At 61.5% G+C, this 26,686-nt stretch carries 24 protein-coding genes and 2 tRNA genes; 10 read left to right on the top strand and 16 right to left on the bottom strand.

Annotated features, from left to right (window positions below; genetic code table 11):
• Positions 1–45: 45 nt before the first annotated feature.
• From ACR0FC_RS06820 to ACR0FC_RS06765, 12 genes are all read right to left on the bottom strand, one after another.
• Positions 46–315 (bottom strand): DUF2160 domain-containing protein, encoded by a 270-nt coding sequence (locus ACR0FC_RS06820; protein WP_370797609.1) that lies wholly within the window; start codon positions 313–315, stop codon positions 46–48.
• A gap of 146 nt (positions 316–461) precedes the next feature.
• A complete protein-coding gene (locus ACR0FC_RS06815) occupies positions 462–1,259 on the bottom strand; it encodes a carbohydrate ABC transporter permease (protein WP_093961735.1) in 798 nt (265 codons plus the stop codon).
• Complete coding sequence (locus ACR0FC_RS06810; protein ID WP_005983941.1) at positions 1,256–2,119, bottom strand: carbohydrate ABC transporter permease; 864 nt, start codon at positions 2,117–2,119, stop codon at positions 1,256–1,258. The genes ACR0FC_RS06815 and ACR0FC_RS06810 overlap by 4 nt, the downstream gene beginning before the upstream one ends.
• A complete protein-coding gene (locus ACR0FC_RS06805) occupies positions 2,116–3,192 on the bottom strand; it encodes an ABC transporter ATP-binding protein (protein WP_170339177.1) in 1,077 nt (358 codons plus the stop codon). The genes ACR0FC_RS06810 and ACR0FC_RS06805 overlap by 4 nt, the downstream gene beginning before the upstream one ends.
• 1 nt (position 3,193) lies before the next feature.
• On the bottom strand, positions 3,194–4,243 hold the full coding sequence (locus ACR0FC_RS06800) for an ABC transporter ATP-binding protein (protein WP_170339176.1): 1,050 nt from the start codon (positions 4,241–4,243) through the stop codon (positions 3,194–3,196).
• 94 nt (positions 4,244–4,337) lie between these two features.
• On the bottom strand, positions 4,338–6,077 hold the full coding sequence (locus tag ACR0FC_RS06795) for an ABC transporter substrate-binding protein (RefSeq protein WP_170339174.1): 1,740 nt from the start codon (positions 6,075–6,077) through the stop codon (positions 4,338–4,340).
• Between the two features lie 319 nt (positions 6,078–6,396).
• A tRNA-Glu gene (locus tag ACR0FC_RS06790) sits at positions 6,397–6,471 on the bottom strand.
• 24 nt (positions 6,472–6,495) lie between these two features.
• Positions 6,496–6,570: transfer RNA gene (locus tag ACR0FC_RS06785), tRNA-Glu, on the bottom strand.
• A gap of 109 nt (positions 6,571–6,679) precedes the next feature.
• Positions 6,680–8,422, bottom strand: coding sequence for a single-stranded-DNA-specific exonuclease RecJ (gene recJ / locus ACR0FC_RS06780; protein ID WP_170339172.1), 1,743 nt, complete (start codon positions 8,420–8,422; stop codon positions 6,680–6,682).
• Positions 8,423–8,491: 69 nt separating this feature from the next.
• Entirely contained in the window at positions 8,492–9,475 is a 984-nt protein-coding gene (gene glpX / locus ACR0FC_RS06775; RefSeq protein ID WP_170339170.1) for a class II fructose-bisphosphatase, read from the bottom strand.
• Between the two features lie 72 nt (positions 9,476–9,547).
• The gene (locus tag ACR0FC_RS06770; RefSeq protein WP_170339168.1) at positions 9,548–10,834 is read right to left on the bottom strand and encodes a homoserine dehydrogenase; all 1,287 of its coding nucleotides are present in this window, start codon (positions 10,832–10,834) and stop codon (positions 9,548–9,550) included.
• A 132-nt stretch (positions 10,835–10,966) separates the two neighbouring features.
• Positions 10,967–11,215 (bottom strand): hypothetical protein, encoded by a 249-nt coding sequence (locus ACR0FC_RS06765; protein WP_170339166.1) that lies wholly within the window; start codon positions 11,213–11,215, stop codon positions 10,967–10,969.
• A gap of 100 nt (positions 11,216–11,315) precedes the next feature.
• On the opposite strand from ACR0FC_RS06765, the gene ACR0FC_RS06760 reads away from it, so the two are divergent.
• Positions 11,316–11,903 (top strand): TetR/AcrR family transcriptional regulator, encoded by a 588-nt coding sequence (locus ACR0FC_RS06760; protein WP_093961742.1) that lies wholly within the window; start codon positions 11,316–11,318, stop codon positions 11,901–11,903.
• A 31-nt stretch (positions 11,904–11,934) separates the two neighbouring features.
• Here ACR0FC_RS06760 and ACR0FC_RS06755 read toward each other — a convergent pair whose 3' ends face one another.
• Complete coding sequence (locus ACR0FC_RS06755) at positions 11,935–12,846, bottom strand: pirin family protein (RefSeq protein WP_170339165.1); 912 nt, start codon at positions 12,844–12,846, stop codon at positions 11,935–11,937.
• 158 nt (positions 12,847–13,004) lie between these two features.
• Between ACR0FC_RS06755 and ACR0FC_RS06750 the strand changes: the two genes are divergently transcribed.
• On the top strand, positions 13,005–13,475 hold the full coding sequence (locus tag ACR0FC_RS06750) for a hypothetical protein (protein WP_093962924.1): 471 nt from the start codon (positions 13,005–13,007) through the stop codon (positions 13,473–13,475).
• Between the two features lie 3 nt (positions 13,476–13,478).
• Here ACR0FC_RS06750 and ACR0FC_RS06745 read toward each other — a convergent pair whose 3' ends face one another.
• The 3 genes from ACR0FC_RS06745 to ACR0FC_RS06735 are packed head-to-tail and all read right to left on the bottom strand — an operon-like array spanning position 13,479 to position 16,274.
• Positions 13,479–14,063 carry a TadE/TadG family type IV pilus assembly protein gene (locus ACR0FC_RS06745; protein WP_093961744.1) on the bottom strand — a complete coding sequence of 195 codons (585 nt, stop codon included), beginning with the start codon at positions 14,061–14,063 and terminating at the stop codon, positions 13,479–13,481.
• Positions 14,050–14,556, bottom strand: coding sequence for a TadE/TadG family type IV pilus assembly protein (locus tag ACR0FC_RS06740; RefSeq protein ID WP_254429306.1), 507 nt, complete (start codon positions 14,554–14,556; stop codon positions 14,050–14,052). Before ACR0FC_RS06740 ends, ACR0FC_RS06745 begins: the two co-directional genes overlap by 14 nt.
• A 50-nt stretch (positions 14,557–14,606) precedes the next feature.
• Positions 14,607–16,274: a pilus assembly protein TadG-related protein gene (locus tag ACR0FC_RS06735; protein WP_254429305.1), complete on the bottom strand. Its 1,668-nt coding sequence runs from the start codon at positions 16,272–16,274 to the stop codon at positions 14,607–14,609.
• Between the two features lie 430 nt (positions 16,275–16,704).
• Between ACR0FC_RS06735 and ACR0FC_RS06730 the strand changes: the two genes are divergently transcribed.
• The 8 genes from ACR0FC_RS06730 (at position 16,705) to dnaG (ending at position 26,669) form a co-directional block, all read left to right on the top strand.
• Positions 16,705–18,135, top strand: a complete 1,431-nt coding sequence (locus tag ACR0FC_RS06730) for a Glu/Leu/Phe/Val family dehydrogenase (protein ID WP_093961747.1) — start codon at positions 16,705–16,707, stop codon at positions 18,133–18,135.
• Positions 18,136–18,228: 93 nt separating this feature from the next.
• Positions 18,229–19,134: a hypothetical protein gene (locus tag ACR0FC_RS06725; RefSeq protein WP_254437759.1), complete on the top strand. Its 906-nt coding sequence runs from the start codon at positions 18,229–18,231 to the stop codon at positions 19,132–19,134.
• 134 nt (positions 19,135–19,268) lie between these two features.
• Positions 19,269–20,522 (top strand): sarcosine oxidase subunit beta family protein, encoded by a 1,254-nt coding sequence (locus tag ACR0FC_RS06720; protein ID WP_170339161.1) that lies wholly within the window; start codon positions 19,269–19,271, stop codon positions 20,520–20,522.
• Positions 20,523–20,574: 52 nt separating this feature from the next.
• Positions 20,575–20,838 (top strand): sarcosine oxidase subunit delta, encoded by a 264-nt coding sequence (locus tag ACR0FC_RS06715; RefSeq protein ID WP_170339159.1) that lies wholly within the window; start codon positions 20,575–20,577, stop codon positions 20,836–20,838.
• Positions 20,835–23,768 (top strand): sarcosine oxidase subunit alpha family protein, encoded by a 2,934-nt coding sequence (locus ACR0FC_RS06710; protein WP_170339157.1) that lies wholly within the window; start codon positions 20,835–20,837, stop codon positions 23,766–23,768. The genes ACR0FC_RS06715 and ACR0FC_RS06710 overlap by 4 nt, the downstream gene beginning before the upstream one ends.
• Entirely contained in the window at positions 23,761–24,306 is a 546-nt protein-coding gene (locus tag ACR0FC_RS06705; RefSeq protein WP_170339156.1) for a sarcosine oxidase subunit gamma, read from the top strand. The genes ACR0FC_RS06710 and ACR0FC_RS06705 overlap by 8 nt, the downstream gene beginning before the upstream one ends.
• A gap of 33 nt (positions 24,307–24,339) precedes the next feature.
• Entirely contained in the window at positions 24,340–24,636 is a 297-nt protein-coding gene (locus tag ACR0FC_RS06700; RefSeq protein WP_170339154.1) for a hypothetical protein, read from the top strand.
• Positions 24,637–24,716: 80 nt separating this feature from the next.
• Positions 24,717–26,669 (top strand): DNA primase, encoded by a 1,953-nt coding sequence (dnaG, locus tag ACR0FC_RS06695; protein ID WP_170339152.1) that lies wholly within the window; start codon positions 24,717–24,719, stop codon positions 26,667–26,669.
• The last annotated feature ends 17 nt before the right edge of the window (positions 26,670–26,686 follow it).

Below are 26,686 nucleotides of genomic sequence, written 5' to 3'. Positions count from 1 at the left end.
CTGTTATGCTTGCCAGACAAGCATCCTTTCGCGGTTACGCAAAGCCTAAACTTTCCAGAAAACGAAAATGCCCCAGCCGATCGACAGGAAAAGCGGGGTCCATACCGGTTGGCCGACCAGCCCCAGCCAGGCCAGAAAGATGTAGGCCGAGCCCAGCAGGGTGATGAACAGCCGGTCGCCCAACGTGGTGGTCAGGCCCAGCACGCCTCGGCGTTCGATCCCGTCACGGAACTTGACCACCTCTAGCACCCCGATCAGGGCGATGGCCGAGAAGATGCCCACGAAAACCGCCAGCGTTGCCGGGGTCCAGGCCATCCAGAAATCGGGCCACAGCGGGTCGGTCCAGGAAAAGCCCTTGGGTTCTTCCTGGCCGACATTACCCCAGCCGGCCTTGGCTTGTGCCAGCGCCGGGGAAGGGGTGAACAGGGAGAGGGAGAGAAGGAGTTTGCGCATGTCGAACCTCATACACGTCCCATCGCGAAACCGCGCGCGATGTAGTTGCGGACAAACCAGATGACGATGGCGCCGGGGATGATGGTCAGGGTGCCGGCGGCGGCCAGCAGACCCAGCTCGTAGCCTGCGCTGGACGCGGTGCGGGTCATCACGGCGGCGATGGGTTTGGCCTCAACCGCTGTCAGGGTCTTGGCCAGCAGCATTTCCACCCACGAGAACATGAAGCAGAAGAACGCCGCCACGCCCACGCCCGCCTTGATGTTGGGCAGGAAGATCGTGACGAAGAACCGGGGGAAGGAATAGCCGTCGACATAGGCGGTTTCATCCAGCTCTTTCGGGATGCCGCGCATGAAGCCTTCCAGGATCCACACCGCCAGCGGCACGTTGAACAGCGTGTGCGCCAGTGCCACCGCCAGATAGGTGTCGAACAGATGGATCGACGAATACAGCTGGAAGAAGGGCAGGGCGAACACGGCCGCCGGTGCCATGCGGTTGGTCAGCAGCCAGAAGAACAGCTGTTTGTCGCCCAGAAACCGATAGCGCGAGAACGCGTAGGCCGCGGGCAAGGCCACGCAGACCGACAGGATCGTGTTCAACGTCACATAAGTGATCGAGTTGATATAGCCCCAATACCACGTCGGATCGGTGAAGATGGTGATGTAATTCTCCAGCGTAAAAGTCTGGGGAAACAGGGAAAAGCCTGACAGGATCTCGTTCGTGGTCTTGAAGGACATCGCCACCAGCCAATAGATCGGCAGCATCAGGAACGCGATATACAGGATCGGGATGAGAGACCGCTTCTTCATTGCGCGTCATCCTTTGTCATGAGGGTGTAGAAGACCCAGGAAACCAGCAGAGTGATGGCGAAATAGATCAGGCTCATCGCGGCTGCGGGGCCGAGGTCGAACTGTCCCAGCGCGATCTTCACCAGGTCGATCGACAGCAGGGTGGTCGAGTTGCCGGGACCGCCCCCGGTCAGAACGAAGGGTTCGGTGTAGATGTTGAAACTGTCCATGAACCGCAGCAGAACCGCGATGGTCAGAACCGTCTTCATCTTGGGCAACTGGATATAGCGGAACACCGACCAGGGGCTTGCACCATCGATCTTGGCCGCCTGGTAATAGGCGTCGGGGATCGACACCAGACCGGCATAGCACAGCAGCACCACCAGCGAGGTCCAGTGCCAGACATCCATCACAACGATGGTGATCCAGGCCGACAGCGGCTGTTGGGTCATGTCATAGTTGATGCCCAGTACGTCGTTCAGGAAATACCCCAGCAGGCCGATCTTTGGCAGGGTGAAGATGTTCCACATCGAGCCGACCACGTTCCACGGGATCAGCATCGGCAGGGCCATCAGGACCAGGCAGACCGGCACCCAGAAGCCCTTGCGCGGCATCGACAGGGCCACGATGATGCCCAGCGGCACCTCGATCATCAGGATCAGCGCGGTGAAGAGGAACTGCCGCCCCAGCGCCGCCTGGAAGCGGTCAGACCGCAGGATCTGTTCGAACCAGCCCAGGCCTTCCCAGAAGAACTGGTTGTTGCCAAAGGTTTCCTGCACCGAGTAGTTGACCACCGTCATCATCGGCACCAGCGCGTTGAATGCCACCAGCGCCAGCACCGGCAGGACAAAGAACCACGCTTTCTGATTTTCCGTTCTCATCGGGCGCGCTCCTCGGTTGCGATCCAGCCGTCGCGATAGACGCGCGTCTGTTCAGGTTTGAATTGCAGAAAGACTTGCGATCCGGGCTCGGGGGCCGCGTGTTCGGTCACCGCCTTCAGTGCGGTGTTGCCGACCATGGCGCTGACCACAAAATGCCGGCCGATATCGGCCACCTTGGTGACATGGGCCGGAATGCCCTCGGGGCCAAAGCCCACATATTCGGGCCGGATGCCCAGATCTGTACGGCCGCCACTGCCGCTGACCGGACCTTCCAGCACCACCTCGTGCCCTTCGAACAGGGCGCGATCGCCCCGCGCCTCGCAGGGCAGTACGTTCATGCCGGGCGAGCCGATGAAATGGCCCACGAATGTGTGCTGAGGGCGCTCGAATAGCTCGACCGGGGTGCCGATCTGGACCACTTCGCCTTCCTGCATCACCACCACCTCGTCGGCGAAGGTCAGCGCTTCGGTCTGGTCGTGGGTGACATAGATCATCGTCGCCTTGACGCGCTGGTGCAGCTCTTTCAGTTTGGACCGCAGCTTCCATTTCAGATGCGGGTCGATCACGGTCAGCGGCTCGTCGAACATCACCGCGTTCACGTCGTCGCGGACCAGACCGCGACCCATCGAGATTTTCTGCTTGTTGTCCGGGCTGAGGCCGCTGGCGCGGGTGTTCAGCACGTCGGTGACATCCAGCATCTCGGCGATTTCGTCGACGCGGCGCTTGATCGTCGCGGGATCGACGCCGCGGTTCTTGAGCGGAAAAGCCAGGTTTTCGCCGACGGTCATCGTGTCGTAGATCACCGGAAACTGGAACACCTGCGCGATGTTGCGTTGATCGGGGGGCAGGGCGGTCACGTCACGGTCACCGAACAGGATCTGCCCTTCGGACGGGGTCAACAGGCCCGAGATGATGTTAAGCAGCGTGGACTTGCCGCAGCCCGACGGCCCCAGCAGAGCATAGGCTCCGCCATCGCGCCAGGTCACGTCGATTTCCTTCAGCGCATAATCCTGTGGGCCTTGCGGCGACGGCATGTAGCTGTGTTTGAGGTTGGAAAGCTTGATCTGTGCCATGTCAGGCCACCCTTTTGCCGTCTTGGCCGAAATACCGGCAATGGGCCGGGTTCATGTAGAATGTGTGGTCTTCGCCCACCTGATAGGGGTGGACCCCGGCGGCCAGCGAGACCCAGGCGTCCTCGCCATGTTGGAAATGCGCGCTGGAGTCGGACCCGGACAGCTCGGTCACGATCACGCGGCCGGTCAGTTCAACGTCGTCATCAGAAGCCTTGAGCGGAGTGACCCGGTGCGGACGCACGGCGACCATGTATTCGCCATCGGCAATCCCGGACACAGTCCATCCACCTCCACCGGCCAGGCGCGCTTGGGCACCGGCGACCGTGACGCGGGCCACGTTGATTGGGGGGTCCGAGAACACTCGCGCGGCGGCGAGGTTTTCGGGATTGCGATAGATGTCGGCCGTCGGACCGAACTGGGTCACGCGGCCGTCCTCCATCAAGGCGGTGTAGCCGCCCAGCAGCAGCGCCTCTTCGGGTTCGGACGTAGCATAGACCACCACGGCGCCGCGCCCGGCGAACAGCTCGGGCAATTGCTCGCGCAATTCCTCGCGCAGCTTGTAGTCCAGGTTGGCCAGTGGCTCATCCAGGAACACGGCGCGGCTGTCCTTTGCGATGGCGCGGGCCAGTGCGGTGCGTTGCTGTTGGCCGCCCGACAGTTCATGCGGACGACGGTGCAGCATCGGGCGCAGTTGCAGCAGGTCGGCGGCTTCTTCCACGCGACCTTCAATCTCGGATTGCGCCATTCCGGCAACGCGCAGGGGCGAGGCAATGTTGTCGAATACGGTCATATGCGGGTAGTTCACGAAGAACTGGTGCACGAGGCTGATTTTTCGCTTCTGCGTATTCAGCCGTGTGACGTCCTGCCCATCCATCAGGACCTTGCCCGAAGCGATCGGGTCCAACCCGGCCATCATCTTGATCAGAGAGGTCTTGCCCGACCCGGTCGCGCCCAGCAGCACGTTGAAATGGCCGGTCTGCAGCGTCAGGGACGTGGGTTTGATATGGGTAACGGTGCCGACCCGCTTGGTTGCGTTTTGTAGTTCGATCATGTCCGTGGGTTCCGATCCCGCAGCGCGTGGCAACGCTGTTTGGTCTTGGTTGGTAAGGGGCCGCCGGTACCGGCGCCCCCCGGGGAGTAGTGGCTTACTGGGACTGCCAGCGTGCCACCAGTTCGTCGTAGTTGACGGTCTGGCCTTGCGGCTTCTCGTTCTCCAGCTTGGCTTTCGGCGCGCCCGGCTTCTCCAGCCAGAAGGCCGGATCCTGCGGTTCGTTCAGGCGCGGACCACAGCCGCCGTAGACGCCGGCGCTTTCATCCGCGGCCTGCATGCGGGCCATGGTGATGTCCATCTCTTCAGCCAGACGGTCCATCGCCTCTTGCGGGGTGAAGGCGCCCGAGTTCACGTCACCGATCTGCTGCCACCAGATTTGGGCGAGCTTCGGATAGTCGGGAACGTTGATGCCGGTCGGCGACCACGCCACACGGTCGGGCGAGCGGTAGAACTCGACCAGGCCACCCAGCTTGGGTGCGCGTTCGGTGAACGACTCGTGGTTGACCGAGCTGTCGCGGATGAAGGTCAGACCCACGTGGGACTTCTTCACGTCGACAGTCTTGGACGTCACGAACTGAGCATACAGCCACGCGGCCTGCGCCCGATCCGACGGGGTGGACTTCAGGAAAGTCCACGATCCCACATCCTGATAGCCAACCTTCTGGCCTTCTTCCCAATAGGGGCCATGCGGGCTGGGCGCCATCCGCCACAGTGGGTTGCCCTCATCATCGACAGTGTTGTTGCCTTCGGACTTGGGCTTGACCATGTCGGCGGTAAAGGCTGTGTACCAGAAGATCTGCTGGGCCACGTTGCCTTGCGACAGGGCGGGCAGCGACTGGTAGAAGTCATAGGACGCCGCACCCGGAGGCGCATAGGCCCGCAGCCACTCGTCCCATTTGCGGATCGCGTAAACGGCCGCCGGGCCGTTTGCGGCACCACCCCGCGACACCGAGGCGCCGACCGGGTTACAGGTGCCCGCTTCCATGCGGATGCCCCATTCGTCGACCGGCACACCGTTCGGCTCGCCCTTGTCGCCGGCACCGGCCATCGACAGCCATGCGTCGGTCATCCGCCAGCCAAGGTCAGGCGCGCGCTTGCCGTAGTCCATGTGGCCGTAGATCGCGACACCGTCCACTTCCTTCACGTCATTGGTGAAGAATTCGGCGATATCCTCGTAGGCAGACCAGTTGACCGGTACGCCCAGATCATAGCCGTATTTTTCCTTGAATGCGGCCTTGTTGGCTTCGTCATCGAACCAGTCCTTGCGGAACCAGTACAGGTTGGCGAATTGCTGGTCGGGCAGCTGGTACAGCTTGCCGTCGGGACCGGTGGTGAACTGGATGCCCATGAAGTCATCCAGGTCCAGCGTCGGCGAGGTTGTCGCCGCCCAATCACCCGCCATCATGTCCGACAGGGGATAGGCCAACTGCAGGCGCGAGTGCGTACCGATCAAGTCACTGTCGTTGACATAGCCGTCATACAGGTTCCGTCCGGTCTGCATTTGCGTCTGAACGGCCTGAACGACCTCACCTTCACCCAGGATCTGGTGGTTGACCTTGATGCCGGTGATTTCCTCGAACGCCTTCGTCAGAACTTCGGATTCATACGAGTGGGTCGGGATACCTTCGGACAGAACGTTGATCTCCATCCCGGCATACGGTTCGGCAGCCTTGATGAACCACTGCATTTCCGCCATCTGCTCGTCTTTCGACAAGGTGGATGGCTGGAATTCATCGTCGACCCAGCGCTGTGCTGCGGCTTCGTCGGCCCAAACAGGACCGTGCCCCGCAATGACGGCAGCCGCCGCCACTGCGGACAAAAGATGTTTCCGCATCTTTCTCCTCCCAAAATTTATGGTTCTCCGGCGCGAACCGGATGACGAACAGCATCAGCGATTTTTCGCGAGTCTGTCAAACTAAAAAATTAGTAAATGGCGAAACTGGCCTGTTCGACCCAACGCATTCAGAGACTATAGCCTTGAAAATATATGGTTTTTAACCCACTCGACGTGGCGTCATCTGCTAGGCGAAAAGAGCTTGCCGATGACGTTTCGCTTTGGATTTTTCGGCGTCACCGCTCCGTCGATTTGCAAATTGCGACGCAGATAGGCTCGGCAGTGGTAACGCGCGATTTGCGTTTCTCGAGGGTGAAAATGGCAGCCCGTAGGGGAATCGAACCCCTCTTTCCAGGTTGAAAACCTGGCGTCCTAACCGATAGACGAACGGGCCACGTCAGCATTGCCCAAGCACAAGTGGCAGCCCGTAGGGGAATCGAACCCCTCTTTCCAGGTTGAAAACCTGGCGTCCTAACCGATAGACGAACGGGCCACGCTGGCTTGTGGAGGGCCTTTTACGGATTACGCCCCCCACCCGCAAGACGAAAAACGCACGGCCAGGAAACTTTTTTGCGGGTCAAAAAAGGCAGTGGCGTCAGCGGTCAATTTGCTTCGGCCGCGTCTTCCAGGCGCAACTGCACGCTTTGCCTTCCACCCCATGTATTGACCTCGAGCCGACCGGCAAAATGGAACCGCGCGCCACCGTGATTTGACAGCCTTTCGCCCATCGGTCCGTCAAAGGCACCAAATGCAATCGCGTCCAGCCCACCACCCATTCCGTCCGACAGCGACAGCTTCAGATGGGTTTCTCCGACCCGCTTGGCAAAGCGGACCTGCAGGTCGGGCATTGCAAATCGAGGGGCAGGGGCCCCGGCGCCAAATGGGCCGGCCTGCTCGATCTTTTCGATCAGATCAACCGAGGCCGCCCCGGGCATCAGCGCACCGTCCAGCTTGAGGTCGGCAGGACCGGCTTGGCCCGCCCCCTGTTTTGCCAGCAACTCCGAGAGTCTCTCCATCGCCGGTTCCAGCTGGTCGCGCATCACGGTCAGACCTGCGGCCATCTTGTGACCGCCGCCCTTGACCAACAAACCCTCGGCGGCCAACCGGTGGATTGATGCACCAAGATCGACACCCGAGACCGAACGGCCCGAGCCTTTGCCTTCGTCACCGTCGAAACCAATCACGACGGCGGGACGGTTCGACGCCTCTTTCAGGCGAGCCGCCACGATCCCAACGACGCCGGGATGCCAGCCGTCACCTGCAGCCCACACCAGCGGCGCATCCAATCCACGTTCTTCGGCCTGCGCCAGCGCCGCGGCGCGGACCGCATTCTCGATGTCGCGCCGTTCGGTATTCAGGTCATCAAGGCGCCGGGATAAGGCCTCGGCCTCGGTCACCGAGTCGGTGCTGAGCAGCCGCGCGCCGAGGTCTGCCTGTCCAACCCGGCCGCCGGCATTGATGCGCGGCCCAAGCAGAAAACCCAGGTGGTAACTGTTGGGCGCCGAATCCATGCGCGCCACTTCGGACAGCGCAACCAGTCCGGGGCGTTGCCGCTGCCCCATCACTTTCAAACCCTGCTGAACCAGCGCCCTGTTGATCCCGATCAGAGGTGCCACGTCTGCCACGGTCGCCAGCGCGACCAAATCCAGCATCGCCATCAGGTCCGGACCTTGGGCGTTGGCCTCGCGCAGTTGGCGCCCGGCCTCGACCAACATCAGAAAGACAACGGTTGCAGCACACAGATGGGCCAGGTCACCGCTTTCATCCTGGCGGTTGGGGTTCACCACGGCCACGCAATCCGGCAGCGTTTCGGCGCCCAGGTGGTGATCGAGAACGATCACATCGGCCCCCTTGGCTGCGGCAATTGCTTCGTGGCTTAGCGTGCCGCAGTCAACGCAGATGATCAGATCATGCGTTTCAGCAAGCTGGCTCATGGCGGGGACGTTGGGGCCATAGCCCTCGTCGATACGATCGGGCACATATAAGGTCGCCTGACGCCCCATCTGCCTGAGCCAAACCAGCAACAGGGCTGCCGAGCTGCCGCCGTCGACATCATAGTCGGCGAAAACGGCGATGCGCTGGTTGTCCCGCACCGCTTTCAGGAACCGCGTTGCGGCGATCTCCATGTCGCGCAGGCTGCGAGGATCGGGAAGAAGGTCGCGCAGTTTTGGAGACAGAAAGCTCTCGGCCTCCATCGGCGGGACACCTCGCCGTGCCAGCACCTGGCACAGGGGGCGGGGCAGGTCGGTCTGCTGGGCCAGCATCTCGGCGGCCCGGTCCAATTCAGGCGATGGACCAATCCACCGGCGGCCCGTCAAAGACTGTTCAACACCCAGAAAGCTCAATCCACTTCTCCTGAAAAGGGCCGAATCCTGTCGGACCCGGCCCTTGAACGGTTGTGTCTGCGGGGCCGCTCAGCCTTCGACATGCGGCCAAATGGGGGTGCGGTAGGACATGCGCCGCACCGATCCGGTTTTCGAGCGCATCAGCAGGGTCGTCGTCTCGACCCAACCGGGTTCCCGCTTGATCCGCGGCAGCAGCGACCCGCCGGTGACACCGGTCGCCGCAAAGATCACATCTGCGGTGACCATCTCGTCGCGGGCATAGACACGATCCAGATCGGCAATACCGGCTTTGGCCGCCCGACCGCGTTCATCATCATTTCGGAACATCAGACGTCCAAAGATCTGGCCACCCATGCATTTCAGCGCGGCGGCCGCCAGAACGCCTTCGGGCGCGCCACCCTGGCCCATGTACATGTCGATGCCGGTCGTCTCGGACTCGGCACAGTGCATGACGCCTGCAACGTCACCGTCGGTGATCAGGCGGATCGCAGCGCCGGTTTCGCGCACCTCGGCGATCATCGCTTCATGGCGCGGACGTTCCAGTATGCAAACGGTAATGTCCTCGGGGGTGCATCCTTTGGCCTTGGCCAGCGCCTCGACCCTTTCCCGCGGGGACATGTCCAGTGTCACCACGTTCTCGGGGAAGCCCGGGCCGATCGCCAGCTTGTCCATGTAGACGTCCGGCGCGTGCAGCATCGAACCGCGCGGACCCATCGCGATGACGGTCAAGGCGTTGGGCATATCTTTTGCGGTCAGCGTCGTACCCTCGAGCGGGTCCAGAGCGATGTCCACGCCCGGGCCGTTGCCGGTGCCGACCTCTTCGCCGATATACAGCATGGGCGCTTCGTCGCGTTCGCCTTCACCGATGACTACCACGCCAGCGATATCCAGCAGGTTCAGCTGTTCACGCATCGCGTTGACCGCGGCCTGGTCGGCGGCTTTCTCGTCTCCGCGTCCGACCAGCGAGGCCGAGGCCAGAGCGGCCTGCTCAGCCACGCGCGCAAGTCCAAGGGACAGAAGGCGGTCGTTGAAATCGATTTTGGCAGCGCTCATGCGATGTAATCCTTTGGTAAAGCGAAGACGTCCTGACTGGCATAGCCTGCTCGTGGCGCAGGCCGCAAGGGTTCAAACCTGCTCGATACGCAGAGCTACCGGTTCGCCCGCAACCACATCCGTGGTGCGCAAGTCCTCCAACGCAACGTCCAGCGTGGCGCGTGTGGTCTTGTGTGTAACGATCAGTACCGGTGCCGTGTCCTCGGCATGTGCGTATTGGCGCATCCGGTCGATTGAAACGCCGGCATTGCCCAGAATCGCGGCCACCTTGGCCAGCGCACCTGGTTTGTCCAGCAATGCAAGGCGCAGATAATAAGGGGCAGGCAGGCCGGTGATTGCGGGCTTGGAGTCGACCAGCGACGTGGCGGGTTGACCAAAGGTGGAAATCCGCAGGCCCCGCGCCAGGTCGCAAACATCCCCCATCACCGCACTGGCCGTCGGGCCTTCGCCAGCGCCGGGTCCGCGCAAAACGATCTGTTCGACGGCGTCGCCCTCAATGACCACCATGTTGGTGCCGCCTTCCAGCTGCCCCAAAGGCGAGTCACTGGGTACCAGGCAGGGTTGCATCCGTTGTTCAAGCCCGCGCGGCGTGCGCTGCGCAACGCCAAGCAGCTTGATGCGGTAGCCCATATCGTCGGCCTGATGGATGTCGTCCAGGCTGATATGCTGAATACCCTCGATCTCGATCCCGTCGAAATTCGGCTTTGTTCCAAACGCGATAGAGGCCAACAGCGCCAACTTGTGCGCCGCGTCGATGCCGCCTACGTCCAAGTTCGGATCCGCTTCGAGATAGCCCAACTGCGCGCACTCCTCGAACAAGGCATTGTAGCCCAATCCCTGCGATTGCATTCGGGTCAGGATATAGTTGCAGGTGCCATTCATCACGCCCATGACACGTTTGATGTCATTTCCGGCCAACCCTTCGGTCAGGGATTTTATGACCGGAATTCCACCGGCCACTGCAGCCTCGAACCGGATCACGCGGCCTGCGGCCTCGGCCTGTTCCGCCAATGCCTGGCCGTGAATGGCCAGCAGCGCCTTGTTTGCGGTGACCACATCCTTGCCGGTGGCCAATGCCGCCTCGACCGAGGCCTTTGCCGGGCCGTTTTCACCACCCATCAGTTCGACGAACACATCGATGTCGTTTCGTTTGGCCAAGGCCACCGGGTCGGTTTCCCACGCGAAGCCGGACAGGTTTATCCCGCGATCTTTGTCGGCGTCGCGCGCCGAAACCGCAACGATCTCGATCGGTCGACCAGTGCGCGCTTGCAGCAATTCGGCATGACGGCGCACGATCTTGACGACGCCCACACCCACGGTTCCCAAGCCAGCAATTCCAAGCCGCAGCGCCTGTGTCATTCCGTGGGTTCCTTTCCGCTCGAAGTCTGCCTGTTGGACGCAAGGTCCTTTGTCGGCTGCCATAGCTGGTTCAACGCGGCGGTGCAATCCGTCAGGGACAGAGTTGTTGCGCAGCGGGCGAGCGTACGGGGCTTACTGGGTCTCGGCGTTCTGGAGTGCCTGTGCCTTTTGCGACAGCCGCTCGGCCCGTTGTTCCAATTCTTCTTCCACCGCGGCTGCCTCGTTCACCGGGTCGACGGGTGGCACGTTGACCTGGGTCAACGGGATCAGCTTGGGGTAGGGCGCGGCCTTTACCGAGGCCGCTTCGCTTCCCTCCAACTCGGGAATATCTGCGCACGCGGCCAAGAGGAGCAGCGGCAGGATGACGGAAACAGCTTTCATTTCGCGACCCGAACAATGAGGAACCTGAACGTGATGCACTTTTTGCATGAACGGTTCAAGCGGGGTTCTATATGAACGTACGTTCATATACGATGGATCCATGGCACGTACTCAAGGCTCTCATTCCGATATCACCGGGCCCCGTATCCGCGAGGCCGCCCTGGGATTGTTTGCACGGCATGGCTATGCCGCTGTTTCCATGCGTCAAATCGCGGGGGAGGTCGGGGTGCAGGCCGGTGCGCTCTACAATTACACTCCGGACAAGCAAAGCCTTCTGTTCCGCCTGATGCAGGACCACATGCAAGAGCTGCTGGCGGCCTATGAAGAGTTGGAACCACAGGCGGATGCATTGGGCGCCCTGCGGCAATTCGTGGGTTTCCACATCCGGTTTCACATGCAGCGACCGGACGAAGTGTTCATCGCGTACATGGAGCTGCGAAACCTGACGCCTGAAAACTTCGCCGAAATCGAAAAGCTGCGCCGGCGGTATGAAGATGCGTTGCAGAGCATCCTTCTCGCCGGCCAGAAGGACGGTCTGTTCTCGGTTCAGGATGCCAAAATCGCGACTCTGGCAGTGATTGCCATGCTGAATGGTGTCATGACGTGGTACCGGGCCGGTGGACGGCTTTCGCTGGACGAGGTCGAGCAGATTTATTGGGATATGGTACGCAAGGCGGTCGCGGCCTGACTGGCCGCGCCCTGTTACCGGCTGTTTGGAGTCAGTGCGCCGGCTTGATGAAAGTACCGTTGCGCAACTCCCGAAACGCCTGCTCGAGTTCGGCGCGCGTATTCATCACGATCGGGCCATGCCACGCTACCGGTTCATTGATCGGCGCACCCGAGATCAACAGGAACCGCACACCTTCAGGTCCGGCCTGAACGGTTATTTCGTCTCCGGTACCAAACCGCACCAGCGTCCGGTTGCCTGACATATCGCGAATGTTCAGCTCTTGCCCGGCGACTTCCTTCTCAAGCAGAACGCCGGTCGGTTGCGAGGCGTCGGCGAAAGCGGCCTGCCCATCGAAAACATAGGCGAAAGCACGGCGATAAGTATCTATCTTGAAGGTCTTTTTCACCCCTGCAGGAATCGATACGTCCAGGTATTGCGGGTCCGCGGCGATACCGTCCACCGGCCCGGTCCTACCCCAGAACTTGCCGACGATGACCCGCACCGTGGTGCCATCATCGTCGATCACTTCGGGAATGTCCTTGCCCTGAACGTCCTGGTATCGAGGAGCCGTCATTTTTTGAGCCGAGGGCAAGTTGCCCCACAGCTGAAACCCATGCATCTGCCCGGATGTGTTTCCCTTGGGCATTTCCTGATGCAGAATTCCGGACCCCGCCGTCATCCACTGGACGTCTCCGGCACCCAATTGGCCGCTGTTGCCCAGCGAGTCGCTGTGATCGACGGTTCCTGACAGCACGTAGGTGATAGTTTCAATGCCGCGGTGAGGGTGCCAGGGAAAGCCGGCCTGGTAGTCCTGCGGGTGCTCGTTGCGGAAGTCATCAAACAACAGGAATGGATCAAGTTCGGACGGATCCTGAAATCCAAAAGCGCGGTGCAGCTTTACGCCAGCGCCTTCCATCGTCGGAACGGCCTTGCGGGTTTCGAGTGTTGGTCTGAGCGACATGTGGATCTCCTGTCTCTGGACCCGTTATCTAATTTTCGCTGAAGTACGGTCAATTCGCGAGAAAGCACTGCCTCTGTGCAAAATTGCGCCGGGTGAGTCTTGGCCTGTTGCTTGTCGCTGTAAGCGGGTATGGGGGGCAGGCAAAGGCGGAGTTGGAAATGCAAGAAGACGTACTGGCAACGATTCAGGCTTCATCGGCACGGCGGTGGATGGGGGTGGGAATGCTCGTCACTGTGGGCGTGTTCGTGACTTATGTCGCCCTGGCCGCACCGCCAGCGCCGGAATGGCAGCTGTTCCTGTTCGTGGTCGGAGGTGGCGCGCTTTGGCTCGCGCATCGCGTCTGGCATGCGACAGCGGACCGGATCGAACTGACGCGCACGGAATTGCGCACGGGCAGCGGCAAGCTGATTGCCGAGGTTGGTGAAATCGAAGGGGTGGATCGGGGCGTATTCGCCTTCAAGCCGTCGAACGGGTTTCTGCTGACGACCCGTAGCAAACGTGGCAGGGCTTGGGCCCCGGGCCTTTGGTGGCGCGTCGGGCGACGTGTCGGCGTCGGCGGCATGACGTCCGCCGCCGAGACCAAGTTCCTGTCAGAAATGCTTTCTGCGATGCTGGCCGAGGCCGAATAGCTCTCAGCACCCGCCCGGTGCGTCGATCTTGTCGTAGACGCGCGGGTGGGTGAATACGAAATTGTCCATGGCAAATTCGTTTTCGCCGTATCCGATGCGGAAGGGACGGCGATAGAAGTCCTTCACTTCGACCAGAATCATCTTGCCGTTGTCCGGCATGATGGGCAGCTTGTCACGGATTTCGCTTATGGTGCCATCGGTCCACGCCTCAAAGCTTTCGCCGCGAATACAAGACCACTGCACATAGTGCCGGTCATCCGGCAGGTCGAAGCGAAGGAACGAGATGCGCATCGACACGTCGGAGCGGTCCGACATCATCTGCTGCAGCAGGTCGTACAGCGTATCCATATAGGTTGCGTTGATGTCATTGCGTTCGCGGGAAATGACGTCGGCGATCGCATAAGACGCCTTGAGATTCCGCGAGCTCTGCTTGTACCCGTCGAAGAACGTATAGGACGCACACATGCCCCAGAAGAGCAGGGGATAGATCATCACGGCCTCGACACTGATCACGCCGGATTCCTTGCGGGAAAACCGTTTCAGATACCGGACAGCCAGCGAGAAGATTGAGCGATCAGGTCGGTTCATAGACAAACACCGTTGTTGCGTGCAGTTCGTACATACCGTTGGGCTTTTTCCGCGCGATGGCGCCCAGAATGGTACCCCACCACAGCGGCTTTACCTCGACGCAGGCGCGGACGATCATCAGTTCGTCCGACGTACCCGGCTCGAAGATCTGGCTGTTGCGGATCGTTGCCGGGGTATCGATGCAGTAGGGGTTGGGATCCAGCGTGGTCCCAATAAATGGGTCGACGCGGGTCATTTCCAGGATCAGGTTTTCCTTGCACTCAGGAATGTAGCCTGCCTTGTCGCACACGATGTCCTTCAACAGAGTGTGGGTCCAGCCGTCCTGAACGTTGGTGGTATACTTGTCCAGATTGTTCAGGCGAACGTCGCGGATCGTTTCGTCCAGTCCACGCTCGAGGTTGGCGTGGTTGAAGGCCCCGATCCCGACTTCGACGGCCGAATAGGTCGTCATGATGAAGATGGGGAACCAGAAGACGAACTCGATCGTCGCCATCCCATCTTCTTTCCGCCGGAACGTGCGGAATTTATGAAGCAAACGCTTGATCATTGAGTCAGCCTCAGATTGCGGATGGTCGATCCGATCGATGCAAATACGTCGACGATTTCGTCACCGGTCGCCTCGTAGTAGGCGCCATCATCGCTTTTGCAGTCTTTCAGAAGGGCCTTGCCCTGATCGGGAGCTTCGAAAGCGATAGTGAAGACTACGATGCCATTGGCGCGAGCGGCGGCACACATTGCGCGCGCGCGCGGGTCCTTGGTGCCCGACCCGATCGAAGTGACCGCGTTGTTGTACCAGGTGTTGCCTTTCGTGCTCCCCAGCGCTTCGCGGAACAGGTCGCGGATCGCGCGACGGGTCGTGCGTTCCCAGACCTGAACCCAGGTCAGGTTGACCGATGTCGCGGGGTCGCCATTGTTGTCCAGAACAGTGCGAGTCTCGCTTCTGCTGTAGTCAAAGTTGTAGCAGACGCCGCCGGACCGGTAGGTGCACCGATAGACAGTATACTCGTCGTTGCCATAGGGATCGTCCTGCCAGATCTCGCGACCCCAGTACCAACCTTTGCTGCTGTCCCATTCGGTATAGTCGACATCGTGCCAGAAGTACTTCTCGGTCTCGTAGTCATAGGTCGAATAGGTGGACTTTTTGGCATTCCACCACAGAATGGACGTACCCTCACGGTAGGGGTCGTTTACCATGTATTGTGTGGTGTTCGCGCCGTCCGTCATCAGCACCAGAACCTTCATCGAGTCGTTGCTGGAGTAGCTGTTGGGACGGGTGGCGAACTCTGCAGGCACTTCGTCACCCGCCAGGCGTGCGATCACCGGCTGAATGCTTTCGTCAAGCAGGGCAAGACCCCATTTCAGACCGACGTCGATCGACGTGTTTCCGCCGGCCGTAAAACTTTCGATGTGATCTTTGAGAACCTGCGGGTCCTTCTGCAGGACCGAGACCTCACGGTTGGCGAGTTCGTCACAGACTTCGCTGTAGACGTAGCCGTTGCTGGGGCGCCGGTCATAGGTGCTCCACGGCGTGAAGTGCAGTGTGCGTTGGCGGATCGTATCGGGGTCCAGCGCGGTGGTGTTGAACTCGCTGCTGGTGAAGTTGATGCAGTTTGCCCGGTTATTGGTGCCGGTCGTGCTGAATTCGTCCATCAGATAGTCGGGCAGCGACACCTGAGTTGCGTATGGGATGATCGAGATCGACAGCTTCCCGTCCTCGGTCTTGTCCGCCATCTCTTGCACGAAGTTTTTGGCCGCCACTTTCAGGTTGGCCAGGCGATTGTAGCTGTTCATCGAGCCAGAGACGTCGAGGACCAAAGAAATCTCAACATCATCAATGGCTTCTTCGGCAACGCTGGTTGCCGCGCTCACGATCGAGTCAACATCCCACCACTGCATGAAGTGCATGCCGACATCCATCTGGGCGCTCGCTTGGACCTTGCGGTAGCCTTCGATCGTAACGGCGGTCGCGCCGCAGACATTGGGTTCCACGATCGGGTCACCAACCAGGTACTGGTCCAAGCCTTCCTTCGCGAGGTAGTCGACGACTACGTCCTTGGGGCAAAGGTCCTGGTCCAGGTCGGCCGCCGCCAATACGGCGCGGTCCAGAGCGTATTGCAGGCGCGCACGTTCGCGATCGTACCGCATAACGTCCACGGCGAAGCCCGCCGCGGTGAAGATGATCATCAGAAGGAAGAGGGCGAAGATGGTCATCGTCCCGCTTTCCGAGGTCGCGAAAGACTCGACGGCGCCCCGGCAGCGGTCTGCGTGGCGCGGTTTCCCCGACCGTGTCGATGTCCATTCAAAATTGCGCATAACGAAATCCTTTTGCCGGCCAAAAGCAGCGAAGCCAGTTCTTCGGAACTTTAATAATTTAGATGTGGATCGTGGCGAGAATTGGGCGTGATCGTCACTATGGTGCTCTTTTTGAATGAAAATCGGCGGCAGTCTGGCCGGGAGGGGCATCTTTGTTTCGTTGCTCGGGACAATTTCTGGAAATCGTAAATGTCCGCGACTCGGCTCGGTTGGTCGAAACGCGCTGTTCATAAATTGATGAAAAAAAGTGCAAATCGCGATTGCAGCAGCTTGCCAAGGGTGCGACAAAACGTCATGACGCTCGACGTCAACCGGCATGGAGGATTTTATGACGGCCATCAAGGAACCCAGCTTTCGGGAGAGTGTAGATCTGATGTTCAACAGGGCGGCTGCCCTGATGGATCTTCCACCCGGGCTTGAGGAAAAGATCCGGGTCTGCAATGCGACCTACACCGTTCGGTTTGGCGTGCGTCTGCGGGGGCAGATCCATACTTTCACCGGCTATCGTTCGGTTCATTCCGAGCATATGGAGCCGGTAAAAGGCGGTATCCGCTATGCGATGGCCGTGAACCAGGACGAGGTCGAGGCGCTTGCTGCGCTGATGACCTACAAGTGTGCTCTGGTCGAGGCGCCTTTCGGCGGGTCCAAGGGTGGCCTACGCATCGACCCGCGCAAATACGAAGAGCATGAGCTGGAGCAGATCACCCGCCGTTTCGCCTATGAGCTGGCCAAGCGCGACCTGATCAACCCGTCGCAGAACGTCCCGGCCCCCGACATGGGCACCGGCGAGCGTGAAATGGCTTGGATGGCTGACCAGTATGCGCGGATGAACACCACAGACATCAACGCGCGGGCCTGCGTGACCGGCAAGCCGTTGAATGCCGGCGGCATCTCGGGCCGGGTCGAAGCGACGGGGCGTGGCATCCAATACGCGCTGCGAGAATTCTTCCGGCATCCGGAGGACGTCAAAAAGGCTGGCATGTCAGGCTCGCTGGACGGCAAGCGGGTCATCGTTCAAGGCCTCGGCAACGTGGGTTATCACGCGGCCAAGTTCCTGAGTGAGGAAGACGGCTCTCTGGTTGTGGGCATCATCGAACGTGACGGTGCGATCTATAACCCCGAGGGGATCGACGTCGAAGCGGTTCACCAGTGGATCGTCAAACATGGCGGTGTGAACGGCTACCCGGATGCAACGCACACCGCCGAGGGCACTGCTGTGCTGGAAGAGGAGTGCGATATTCTGATCCCGGCAGCGTTGGAGGGCGTGATCAACCTGTCCAATGCCGAGCGCATCAAGGCGCCGCTGATCATCGAGGCCGCGAACGGCCCGGTGACCGCCGGGGCCGACGAAGTGCTGCGCAAGAAGGGCACCGTGATCATTCCCGACATGTACGCGAACGCCGGCGGTGTGACGGTCTCGTATTTTGAATGGGTCAAGAACCTCAGTCACATCCGTTTCGGCCGGATGCAGCGCCGTCAGGAAGAGGCGCGGCACGAGCTGATCGTGAAAGAGCTGGAACGGCTGGATCGCTATCTTGGCGATGCGTGGTCGATGTCTCCGGACTTCAAGGCCAAATACCTCAAGGGCGCGGATGAACTTGAGCTGGTGCGCTCGGGTCTGGATGACACGATGCGCATCGCCTACCAGGCCATGAGCGAGGTCTGGCATGATCGCGACGACGTGGATGACCTCCGCACCGCGGCTTACATCGTGTCCATTGACCGTGTAGCCAAGAGCTATCGGGCCAAGGGCCTCTGACGTATCAGAAACTGGGCAATCGGGCTTTGACAAAAAGTCCGGTTGCCGCACATCCTGCGCTGGAGTTCAGGCAGTGAAACCAGCGAGGATCTCATGCAAATTACCCGTTCATTAGCATGGGTCGCAGCGATTGGGTCCGCGACCTTGGCGCTTGCGACTGCCGCCATTGCCCAGCCCCGACAGGGCTGGACGCCGACTGTGGAAGGGTTGGCTGTCTATCAGGGCAGCGCCGATCTTGAGGACGGTGGTGATTTCAGCGCATCGCGCGCATTTCTGCGGGCAGGCGGCATTTACAGCTATGGAGACGGGTCCTTTGTGGGTTTGCTGGCGAGTTTCGGTCAGTTTTCTTACGATTTCGGGTTGCCCGGAACCCAGCCGTGGGACGACGTCCGCGACATTCGCCTGAGCGTTCCATTGCGCTTCGCTCTGGACAACGGGGCTGCGGTGATCGTTTCGCCCCAGTTGAGATGGGACTACGAGACCGGCGCCAGTGCCTCGGACGGCTTCACCTATGGTGCCTTCGCCGGCATTTCATGGGCGGTGAGCCCCAATCTGCGCATCGGCCCGGCATTTGGCGTGTTCTCCGAGGTTGGAACGAATGACCTCGAAGTCTTTCCCGCGCTTCTGGTCGACTGGACCTTTGCCGAGCGCTGGCGTCTGAGCACCGGGAGCGCGCTGGGGGCCACTCAAGGCCCCGGCGTCACATTGGAGTACAAGGCTTCGGAAAGTGTCAGCGTCGGGCTTGCCGTTCGGTCCGAGAGGGTCCGCTTTCAGTTGAACGACAACGGGTTGGCGCCGGGCGGCGTGGGCGAGGACAGCAGCATTCCAGTGGTTCTGTCGGTTGAATACGCGCCAAACCCCGGAGTTTCGCTTTCGGCATTTGCGGGTGCCGAGTTTAACGGCGAGTTGCGCTTGGACAATGCAGCGGGGCAGGAAGTCAGCCGGCAGGGCTATGATACCGCTCCGATCGTTGGCTTTGCCTTCCGTCTGCGGTTCTGAGGGCGAATTCGTTTGCGTCCGGTTTGGTCGCGCGTTGACAAGTTCTTGTCGAAAACGGATGCGGAGCCCCGAGCCCGGATTGCTACTCCTGTTGGAAGTTGGTTTGATGCCAGCAAACCCGCAGGGAGATCTGAATGCGCTTTTCCGGCTTACGCGTCCTGAAGGAAGGACTGACGGGCAACAAGGGTTGGACGGCGCATTGGCGTGATCCCGAGCCCAAAGCCGAGTACGACATCGTCATTATCGGCGGTGGGGGGCACGGCCTCAGCACCGCGTATTATCTGGCGAAAGAGCACGGACTGACAAATGTCGCCGTGCTGGAAAAGGGCTATATCGGCGGCGGCAATGTGGGGCGCAACACGACGATCGTGCGCGCCAACTATTTTCTGCAAGGAAATTCCGAGTTCTATTCGCATTCCCTCAAGCTGTGGGAGGGTTTGGAAGAGGACCTGAACTACAACGTGATGCATTCACAGCGAGGCATCATCAACCTGTTCCATTCAGACGGGCAGCGGGACGCGGCCGCGCGGCGGGGCAACATGATGATCAGCCAGGGCGACGATGCCATCCTGCTGGACCGCGATGCGCTGCGCGAGATGCTGCCCTATCTGAACTATGACGATCTGCGCTTTCCCATCTATGGCGGCCTGTATCATCCGCGCGGCGGCACGGCCCGGCATGATGCCGTGGCCTGGGGCTATGCCCGCGGGGCGGATCAGCGCGGGGTGGATCTGATCCAGAATTGCGAGGTCACCGGCATCGACATCGAAAACGGCGCCGTGCGCGGGGTGCAGACGACGCGCGGGGCGATCCGGGCCAAGAAGGTAGGAATCGTGGTTGCGGGCCGTTCGGGGCTTGTTGCCGGCATGGCCGGGATGCGCCTGCCGATCGAAAGCCACGTGCTGCAGGCCTTCGTGACCGAGGGGCTGAAGCCTTGCATCGACCAAGTCGTGACCTTCGGCATGGGGCATTTCTACATCAGCCAATCCGACAAGGGTGGGCTGGTGTTCGGCGGCGACCTGGATTTCTATGCCTCCTACGCGGCGCGGGGCAATCTGCCCACGGTCGAAAGCGTGATGGAGGCCGGCGTGGCCCTGATGCCGATGATCGGCAAGGCCCGGGTGCTGCGGTCTTGGGGCGGGATCATGGACATGTCGCCGGACGGATCGCCGATCATCGACCGCACGCATATCGACGGGCTGTACCTGAACTGCGGCTGGAACTACGGCGGGTTCAAGGCGGTTCCGGGCTCGGGCAACGTGTTTGCCCACCTGATGGCCACCGACCGGTACCACGAGAACGCGACAGGGTTCCGGCTGGATCGTTTCCGCACCGGGCGCGGGATCATCGATGAAGAGGGCAAGGGCTCTCAGCACAATCTGCATTAGGGCGGGTCGGTATGTTTCGTTCGAATATTTGTGAAATCCAGGAGGCGCGGCCATGAGGATCACCTGTCCGTATTGCGGCGAGCGTGACCGCCGCGAGTTCTACTATCGCGGGGCCGCCGTCGATCTGGACCGGCCCGCCCCGGATGCCGGGCCGGAGGCTTGGGGCGATTTCGTCTATCTGCGCGACAACCCGGCGGGCGAGACGCGGGATCTGTGGTATCACGAGGGCGGCTGCGGCGCATGGATCGTCGTGACCCGAAACACGCTGACCCACGAAATTTCGGCGACCGAACCTGCGTCCGGGGGCAAGCGATGAGGGTCGCGGACAGGGGGCTGATCGACCGCGGCACACCGGTCGAATTTTCCTTTGACGGCATCCGGTATTCGGGCTTTCAGGGCGACACGCTGGCCTCGGCGCTGTTGGCCAATGGCGAGCGCTTGATGGGGCGGTCGTTCAAGTATCATCGCCCGCGCGGCGTCCTGACCGCCGGCAGCGAAGAGCCGAACGCGCTGGTCACCATCGGCCGAGGCCCCGCGCAGGACCCCAATGTCCGGGCCACGATGCAAGAGATCTATCCGGGCCTCGAGGCGCGCAGCCAGAACCGCTGGCCCAGCCTGAATTTCGACGTGATGGCGGTGAACGATCTGGCCGCGCCCTTCCTGGGGGCGGGTTTCTACTACAAGACCTTCATGTGGCCCCGCAGCTTCTGGGAGAAGCTGTACGAACCGATGATCCGCCGCGCCGCAGGGTTGGGCGCGCTGTCCGGGCAGGCCAACACCGACACATATGAAAGCGCCTATGCCTTCTGCGACCTGCTGGTGATCGGGGCTGGCCCGGCGGGTTTGATGGCCGCCCTGACGGCGGGCCGGGCCGGGGCGGATGTCATTCTGGCCGACGAAAGCAACCAGATGGGCGGGCGTCTGCTGGCCGAGAGGCTCGAGGTGGATGGCAAGCCGGGTCACGTCTGGGTAGACGAGGTTCTGGCCGAACTGCGGGCGATGGAGAACGTGCGGCTGATGACCCGCACGACCGTGGCGGGTGCCTACGATCAAGGCACCTTTGCCGCGCTCGAACGGGTCTTGCACCATACGGGCGACCGTCCCGCCGATGCGCCGCTGGAAACCTATTGGAGGATCGCCGCCCGCCGCTCGGTTCTGGCGGCCGGGGCGCTGGAACGCCCGGTGGCGTTTCGCAACAATGACCGGCCCGGTATCATGACCGCCGGGGCCGTGCGGGCCTATCTGAACCGCTGGGGCGTCGCCGCCGGCCAGAGTGTTACAGTCTTCGGCAACACCGATGACATTCACCGGACGGCCCGCGACCTGTTGGCGGCTGGGGTCCACGTTGCCGCCGTGATCGACAGCCGCCATGACGGGCCGGTGTCGACCGACTATCCGGTGCTGTGCGGGGCGCAGGTCTGTGGCAGTTCGGGGCGCAAAGGGCTGGAGTCGATCACTGTGCGCCGCGCCAGCGGAGAAGAGCGCATTCAGACCGATTGCCTGGCGATGACTGGCGGATGGAACCCCTCGATCAACCTGACCTGCCACATGAACGGTCGACCGACTTGGCGGCGTGACATTGCCGCCTTCGTGCCCACGCCAGGCGCCGTGCCCGGGATGCGCACGGCCGGGGCCTGCAACGGCGCGTTCTCCACCGCCGCCTGTCTGCGCGAGGGTATTTCGGCTGCGACCGAGGCGCTGGGTGATCTGGGCCTCAAGTCGCCCAAGCCCGAGCCGCCGCCGGCCGAGGATCAGCCCTATGAAATCGCGCAACTGTGGGCGGTGCCGGGCAAGGGGCGCGCGTGGCTGGATTTCCAGAACGACGTGACCGTCAAGGACGTCAAGCAGGCCGCGACCGAGAATTTCCGCTCGGTCGAGCACATGAAGCGTTATACCACGCAGGGCATGGCCACCGATCAGGGCAAGAACTCGAATGTCGCGGCGCTGGCCGTGCTGGCGGATGCCACCGGGCGCGCGATCCCCGAGACCGGAACCACCACCTTCCGCCCGCCTTACGCCCCGATCGCCATTGCCGCGCTGGGCGCGGGGGCCGAGGGGGCGGGGTTCAAGCCACAGCGCTTCACCACCTCGCACAAGGCGTCGGTGGCGCGCGGAGCGCCGATGGTCGAGGCCGGGCTGTGGTACCGGCCCAGCTATTTCCCGCAGCCGGGCGAGACCACATGGCGCCAATCCTGCGACCGTGAAGTGCAGATGGTGCGCACGGCGGTCGGCGTGTGCGATGTCTCGACGCTGGGCAAGATCGACATTCAGGGGCACGACGCCGCGCAGTTTCTGGATTTCGTCTATACCAACACGTTTTCGACGCTGAAGGTCGGGCGCGTGCGCTATGGGCTGATGCTGCGCGAGGACGGGTTCGTCATGGATGACGGCACCACCGCGCGTTTGGGTGACAGTCATTTCCTGATGACCACCACGACCGCCGCCGCGGGCGACGTGATGAAACATCTGGAATTCGTGCGCCAAGGTCTGCGGCCCGATTGGGACGTGACACTGGTTTCAGTGACGGAACAATGGGCGCAATTCGCCGTGGCCGGCCCCAAATCGCGCGAGGTGCTGAACGGCGTGCTCGACACCCCGCTGGATGATGCTGCGTGGCCGTTCATGGCCTGCGGGCCGGTTTCGGTTCTGGGAGTGCCGGGGCGTCTGTTCCGGATCTCGTTCTCGGGTGAACACGCCTATGAAATCGCCGTGCCTGCGCGGTATGGGGCCAGTTTGTTCGACATTCTGACCCAACGAGCCGAGGCGCTGGGCGGCGGCCTGTATGGGATGGAGGCGCTGAACGTCCTCCGGATCGAGAAGGGGTTCATCACCCATGCCGAAATCCACGGGCGGACCACGGCCTATGACATCGGGATGGGGCGGATGGTGTCGCAGAAAAAGGACTGCATCGGCAAAACTATGTCCGAACGCCCAGGGCTTGAGGCGCCGGGGCGCGAGCGGTTGGTCGGGCTCAAACCCATCGGGGAAAGCCGCCAGTTGCTGGCAGGTGCGCATCTGTACAACGAAGAGGACGCGCCGGTACGCACCAACGATCAGGGCTATGTGACCTCGGTCTGCTATTCGCCAACGCTGGGCAGCATGCTGGGGCTGGCGTTTCTGGCCGATGGCCCCGACCGTCATGGCGAGATCGTCAAGATGGTCGATCACCTGCGCGGCGTGACCACGCTGTGTGAGGTGACGGACCCGGTGTTCTTTGATTCAGAGGGAGAGCGTTTGCGTGGATAAGCTGATTGCTCAGACCCCGTGTGACGGGCTGCTGCCGCTGATCATCGGAACGGTCTCGGTCACCGAGGTCGACCCGGGCGCGATACATGCGGTTTCGGCCTTTCAAGGGCAGACCAAAGCACTGTCCGAGGCGATGAAGGCGGCGCATGGCATGGCGCTGCCGGCCCCAAACCGCGCCACCGGGAAGTCGGGCGCGCGGGCCATCTGGTTCGGCCCGGGTCAGGTCATGCTGATCGGCCCCGCACCAGATCCTTCGCTGTCCGCCTATGCCGCGGTCGTCGACCAGTCTGATGCCTGGGCCGTGGTGCGGCTTGAGGGCGACGGGGCCGAGGATGTTCTGGCCCGTCTGGTTCCCGTTGATCTGCGCCCGCAGAACTTCAAGCGCGGACATACGGCGCGCACGCTCCTGTTCCACATGACCGCGTCGATCACTCGGGTTAGCGAGAAAGCCTTTCAGATCATGGTGTTCCGGTCGATGGCCACATCGTTGGTTCATGATCTGCAGAGGGCAATGGAAGGTGTGGCAGCACGCGGTTAGACTGTTGCAAAGAACTGATTCCAAGGGGACCTTATGCTGCGCATCGCACTTGCCGCCACTCTGCTTGCCACACCGCTGGCTGCCGCTGATACCAAGGAACAAAGCTGCCGCTATCAAGCAGACGTTGTGGCGGCGGTTCAAAAAGCCCGTCTTGATCGCGTGAAAGAACGGGACGTTCCTGAAGCGGTGGCCGAGGCCGGCCCGACCTGGCCCGAGAACTACAACGCCGCAATCCCGTTGATCACCCCGTGGGTCTATGAGCAGAAGATGCGCGATATCCGCAAAAAAGACCTCGGTGCCGCCTGGATGGAGCTGTGCCTGCAGCAGTAATCCACAGGGCCGCGAATTGGCTGTGGACAAAGGCCTGCCGTGCCCTTGGCGGGCGGCCTGGTTTCTGCCATGTATGAAGCATGTCATTGCCCCCTGGATTTCTGGATGAGCTGCGCACCCGTCTGAGCCTGTCTCAGGTCGTCGGGCGCAAGGTCATGTGGGACAACCGCAAGTCCAATCCGGGCAAGGGCGACATGTGGGCGCCATGCCCGTTCCATCACGAAAAGACGGCCTCGTTCCATGTGGATGACCAAAAGGGGTTCTATTACTGCTTCGGGTGCCATGCCAAGGGCGACGCGATCAGCTTCGTGAAGGAAACCGAGAACGTCTCGTTCATGGAAGCTGTCGAAATTCTGGCGCGCGAGGCCGGATTGCCGATGCCCGCGCGCGATCCCAAGGCGCAGGAAAAGCAGGACCATCGGGCGCAATTGGCCGATGTCATGGAGCAGGCGGTGCAGTTCTTCCGCCTGCAACTCAAGACCGGGGCAGGGGCCGAGGCGCGCGCCTATCTGGACCGCCGCGGTCTGGACGCTCAGGCGTTGGAACGCTGGGAAATCGGGTTTGCACCCGACGGCTGGCAGGCGTTGTGGGACCATCTGCGCGGCAAGAACGTGACCGAGGACCTGATCCTGGGCGCCGGTCTGGCCAAGCCGTCGAACAAGGGCAAAAAGCCCTATGACACCTTCCGCAACCGCATCATGTTCCCGATCCGCGATCCGCGCGGCCGGTGCATCGCGTTCGGCGGGCGGGCGATGGACCCCAACGACAACGCCAAATATCTGAACTCGCCCGAGACCGCGCTGTTCGACAAGGGGCGAAGCCTGTACAACCACGGACCGGCCCGTCAGGCGGCGGGCAAGGGGCAACCGCTGATCGTGGCCGAGGGCTATATGGATGTGATCGCCCTGTCCGAGGCAGGCTTCGGCGCCGCCGTCGCGCCGCTGGGCACCGCGATCACCGAACACCAGTTGCACATGCTGTGGCGCATCGCCGATGAGCCGATCATCGCGCTGGATGGCGACACTGCCGGCCTGCGCGCGGCGATGCGGGCCATCGACCTGGCGCTGCCCCTGCTGGTGGCCGGCAAGTCTCTGCGGTTCGCCCTGATGCCCGAGAGCAAGGATCCCGACGATCTGCTGCGCGCCGAAGGCCCGGAGGCGGTTCAGGCGGTGCTGGACGCGGCCATTCCGATGGTGCGGCTTTTGTGGCGGCGCGAGACCGAGGGCAAAGTGTTCGACAGCCCCGAGCGCAAGGCGGCCCTGGACAAGGCGCTGCGCGAAAAGATCCAGTTGATCCGCGATCCTTCGATCCGGTCGCACTACGGACAGGAAATCAAGGATCTCCGCTGGCAACTTTTCCGCCCGCAGCGGCAAGGGGCAGGGGCTCGAAACTGGCAGCCGAAAGGCAAATGGCAACCGCCAAAACCGTCGGCAACTCCGGATGCGCGGGCCTCGTTCCTTGCGTCCTCGGAGAATGCGGATATCCAGCTGCGTGAAGCGGCAATCCTTGCGATTGCAATCCTGAACCCCGAGGTCGTCATTCAATTCGAGCACCAACTGGAAGAGATGGAATGCCTGAACACCGATCACGCGGCCCTGCGCGATGCAATCCTGCGGCACGCGATCGACGATCCCGACAACCTGAAAGAGCATATTGTTCAGTCTTTGGGGCCGGCCCCTCTTGAAAACCTGCTAGCCCTTCGCCATGTCGCTGTAATCCCCTGTGTGCACAAACCGGGCGACGTCGAAAAGGCACAGATGACTCTGGCCGAGGAACTCGCAAAAATCAAAGCGCTCCGGGGGCTGGATGCCGAGATTGCCGAAGCCGAAGAGGAGTTGTCCGATCTGGCGGATGAAGCGTTAACGTTCCGGTTGGCCCAGGCCGCCGAAGAACGCAACCGCGCAAGCCGCAGCCAGAACGAGGACAGGGCCGTTTTCGACATTGCTGACAACGGGGCGCGAATCAATCGTGACGAGAAAGACGCGTTTCAGGCGATCATGTCCGGCATCAAGTTCGAGCGGAAACGCCGCTGAAGTGGTGTTTTCATAAA

This window comes from Ruegeria sp. BB9 (assembly GCF_056539345.1).
Note: the sequence above shows the minus strand (reverse complement) of the source record. Positions and strands in the feature narration are given on the sequence as shown.

Excerpts from the sequence above, each read along its gene's own strand:
- ACR0FC_RS06820 (WP_370797609.1), bottom strand. The coding sequence starts at position 315 with ATGGCCTGGACCCCGGCAACGCTGGCGGTTTTCGTGGGCATCTTCTCG.
- ACR0FC_RS06815 (WP_093961735.1), bottom strand. The coding sequence starts at position 1,259 with ATGAAGAAGCGGTCTCTCATCCCGATCCTGTATATCGCGTTCCTGATG.
- ACR0FC_RS06810 (WP_005983941.1), bottom strand. The coding sequence starts at position 2,119 with ATGAGAACGGAAAATCAGAAAGCGTGGTTCTTTGTCCTGCCGGTGCTG.
- ACR0FC_RS06805 (WP_170339177.1), bottom strand. The coding sequence starts at position 3,192 with ATGGCACAGATCAAGCTTTCCAACCTCAAACACAGCTACATGCCGTCG.
- ACR0FC_RS06800 (WP_170339176.1), bottom strand. The coding sequence starts at position 4,243 with ATGATCGAACTACAAAACGCAACCAAGCGGGTCGGCACCGTTACCCAT.
- ACR0FC_RS06795 (WP_170339174.1), bottom strand. The coding sequence starts at position 6,077 with ATGCGGAAACATCTTTTGTCCGCAGTGGCGGCGGCTGCCGTCATTGCG.
- glpX (WP_170339170.1), bottom strand. The coding sequence starts at position 9,475 with ATGAGCGCTGCCAAAATCGATTTCAACGACCGCCTTCTGTCCCTTGGA.
- ACR0FC_RS06770 (WP_170339168.1), bottom strand. The coding sequence starts at position 10,834 with ATGACACAGGCGCTGCGGCTTGGAATTGCTGGCTTGGGAACCGTGGGT.
- ACR0FC_RS06765 (WP_170339166.1), bottom strand. The coding sequence starts at position 11,215 with ATGAAAGCTGTTTCCGTCATCCTGCCGCTGCTCCTCTTGGCCGCGTGC.
- ACR0FC_RS06760 (WP_093961742.1), top strand. The coding sequence starts at position 11,316 with ATGGCACGTACTCAAGGCTCTCATTCCGATATCACCGGGCCCCGTATC.
- ACR0FC_RS06755 (WP_170339165.1), bottom strand. The coding sequence starts at position 12,846 with ATGTCGCTCAGACCAACACTCGAAACCCGCAAGGCCGTTCCGACGATG.
- ACR0FC_RS06750 (WP_093962924.1), top strand. The coding sequence starts at position 13,005 with ATGCAAGAAGACGTACTGGCAACGATTCAGGCTTCATCGGCACGGCGG.
- ACR0FC_RS06745 (WP_093961744.1), bottom strand. The coding sequence starts at position 14,063 with ATGAACCGACCTGATCGCTCAATCTTCTCGCTGGCTGTCCGGTATCTG.
- ACR0FC_RS06740 (WP_254429306.1), bottom strand. The coding sequence starts at position 14,556 with ATGGCGACGATCGAGTTCGTCTTCTGGTTCCCCATCTTCATCATGACG.
- ACR0FC_RS06735 (WP_254429305.1), bottom strand. The coding sequence starts at position 16,274 with ATGACCATCTTCGCCCTCTTCCTTCTGATGATCATCTTCACCGCGGCG.
- ACR0FC_RS06730 (WP_093961747.1), top strand. The coding sequence starts at position 16,705 with ATGACGGCCATCAAGGAACCCAGCTTTCGGGAGAGTGTAGATCTGATG.
- ACR0FC_RS06725 (WP_254437759.1), top strand. The coding sequence starts at position 18,229 with ATGCAAATTACCCGTTCATTAGCATGGGTCGCAGCGATTGGGTCCGCG.
- ACR0FC_RS06720 (WP_170339161.1), top strand. The coding sequence starts at position 19,269 with ATGCGCTTTTCCGGCTTACGCGTCCTGAAGGAAGGACTGACGGGCAAC.
- ACR0FC_RS06715 (WP_170339159.1), top strand. The coding sequence starts at position 20,575 with ATGAGGATCACCTGTCCGTATTGCGGCGAGCGTGACCGCCGCGAGTTC.
- ACR0FC_RS06710 (WP_170339157.1), top strand. The coding sequence starts at position 20,835 with ATGAGGGTCGCGGACAGGGGGCTGATCGACCGCGGCACACCGGTCGAA.
- ACR0FC_RS06700 (WP_170339154.1), top strand. The coding sequence starts at position 24,340 with ATGCTGCGCATCGCACTTGCCGCCACTCTGCTTGCCACACCGCTGGCT.
- dnaG (WP_170339152.1), top strand. The coding sequence starts at position 24,717 with ATGTCATTGCCCCCTGGATTTCTGGATGAGCTGCGCACCCGTCTGAGC.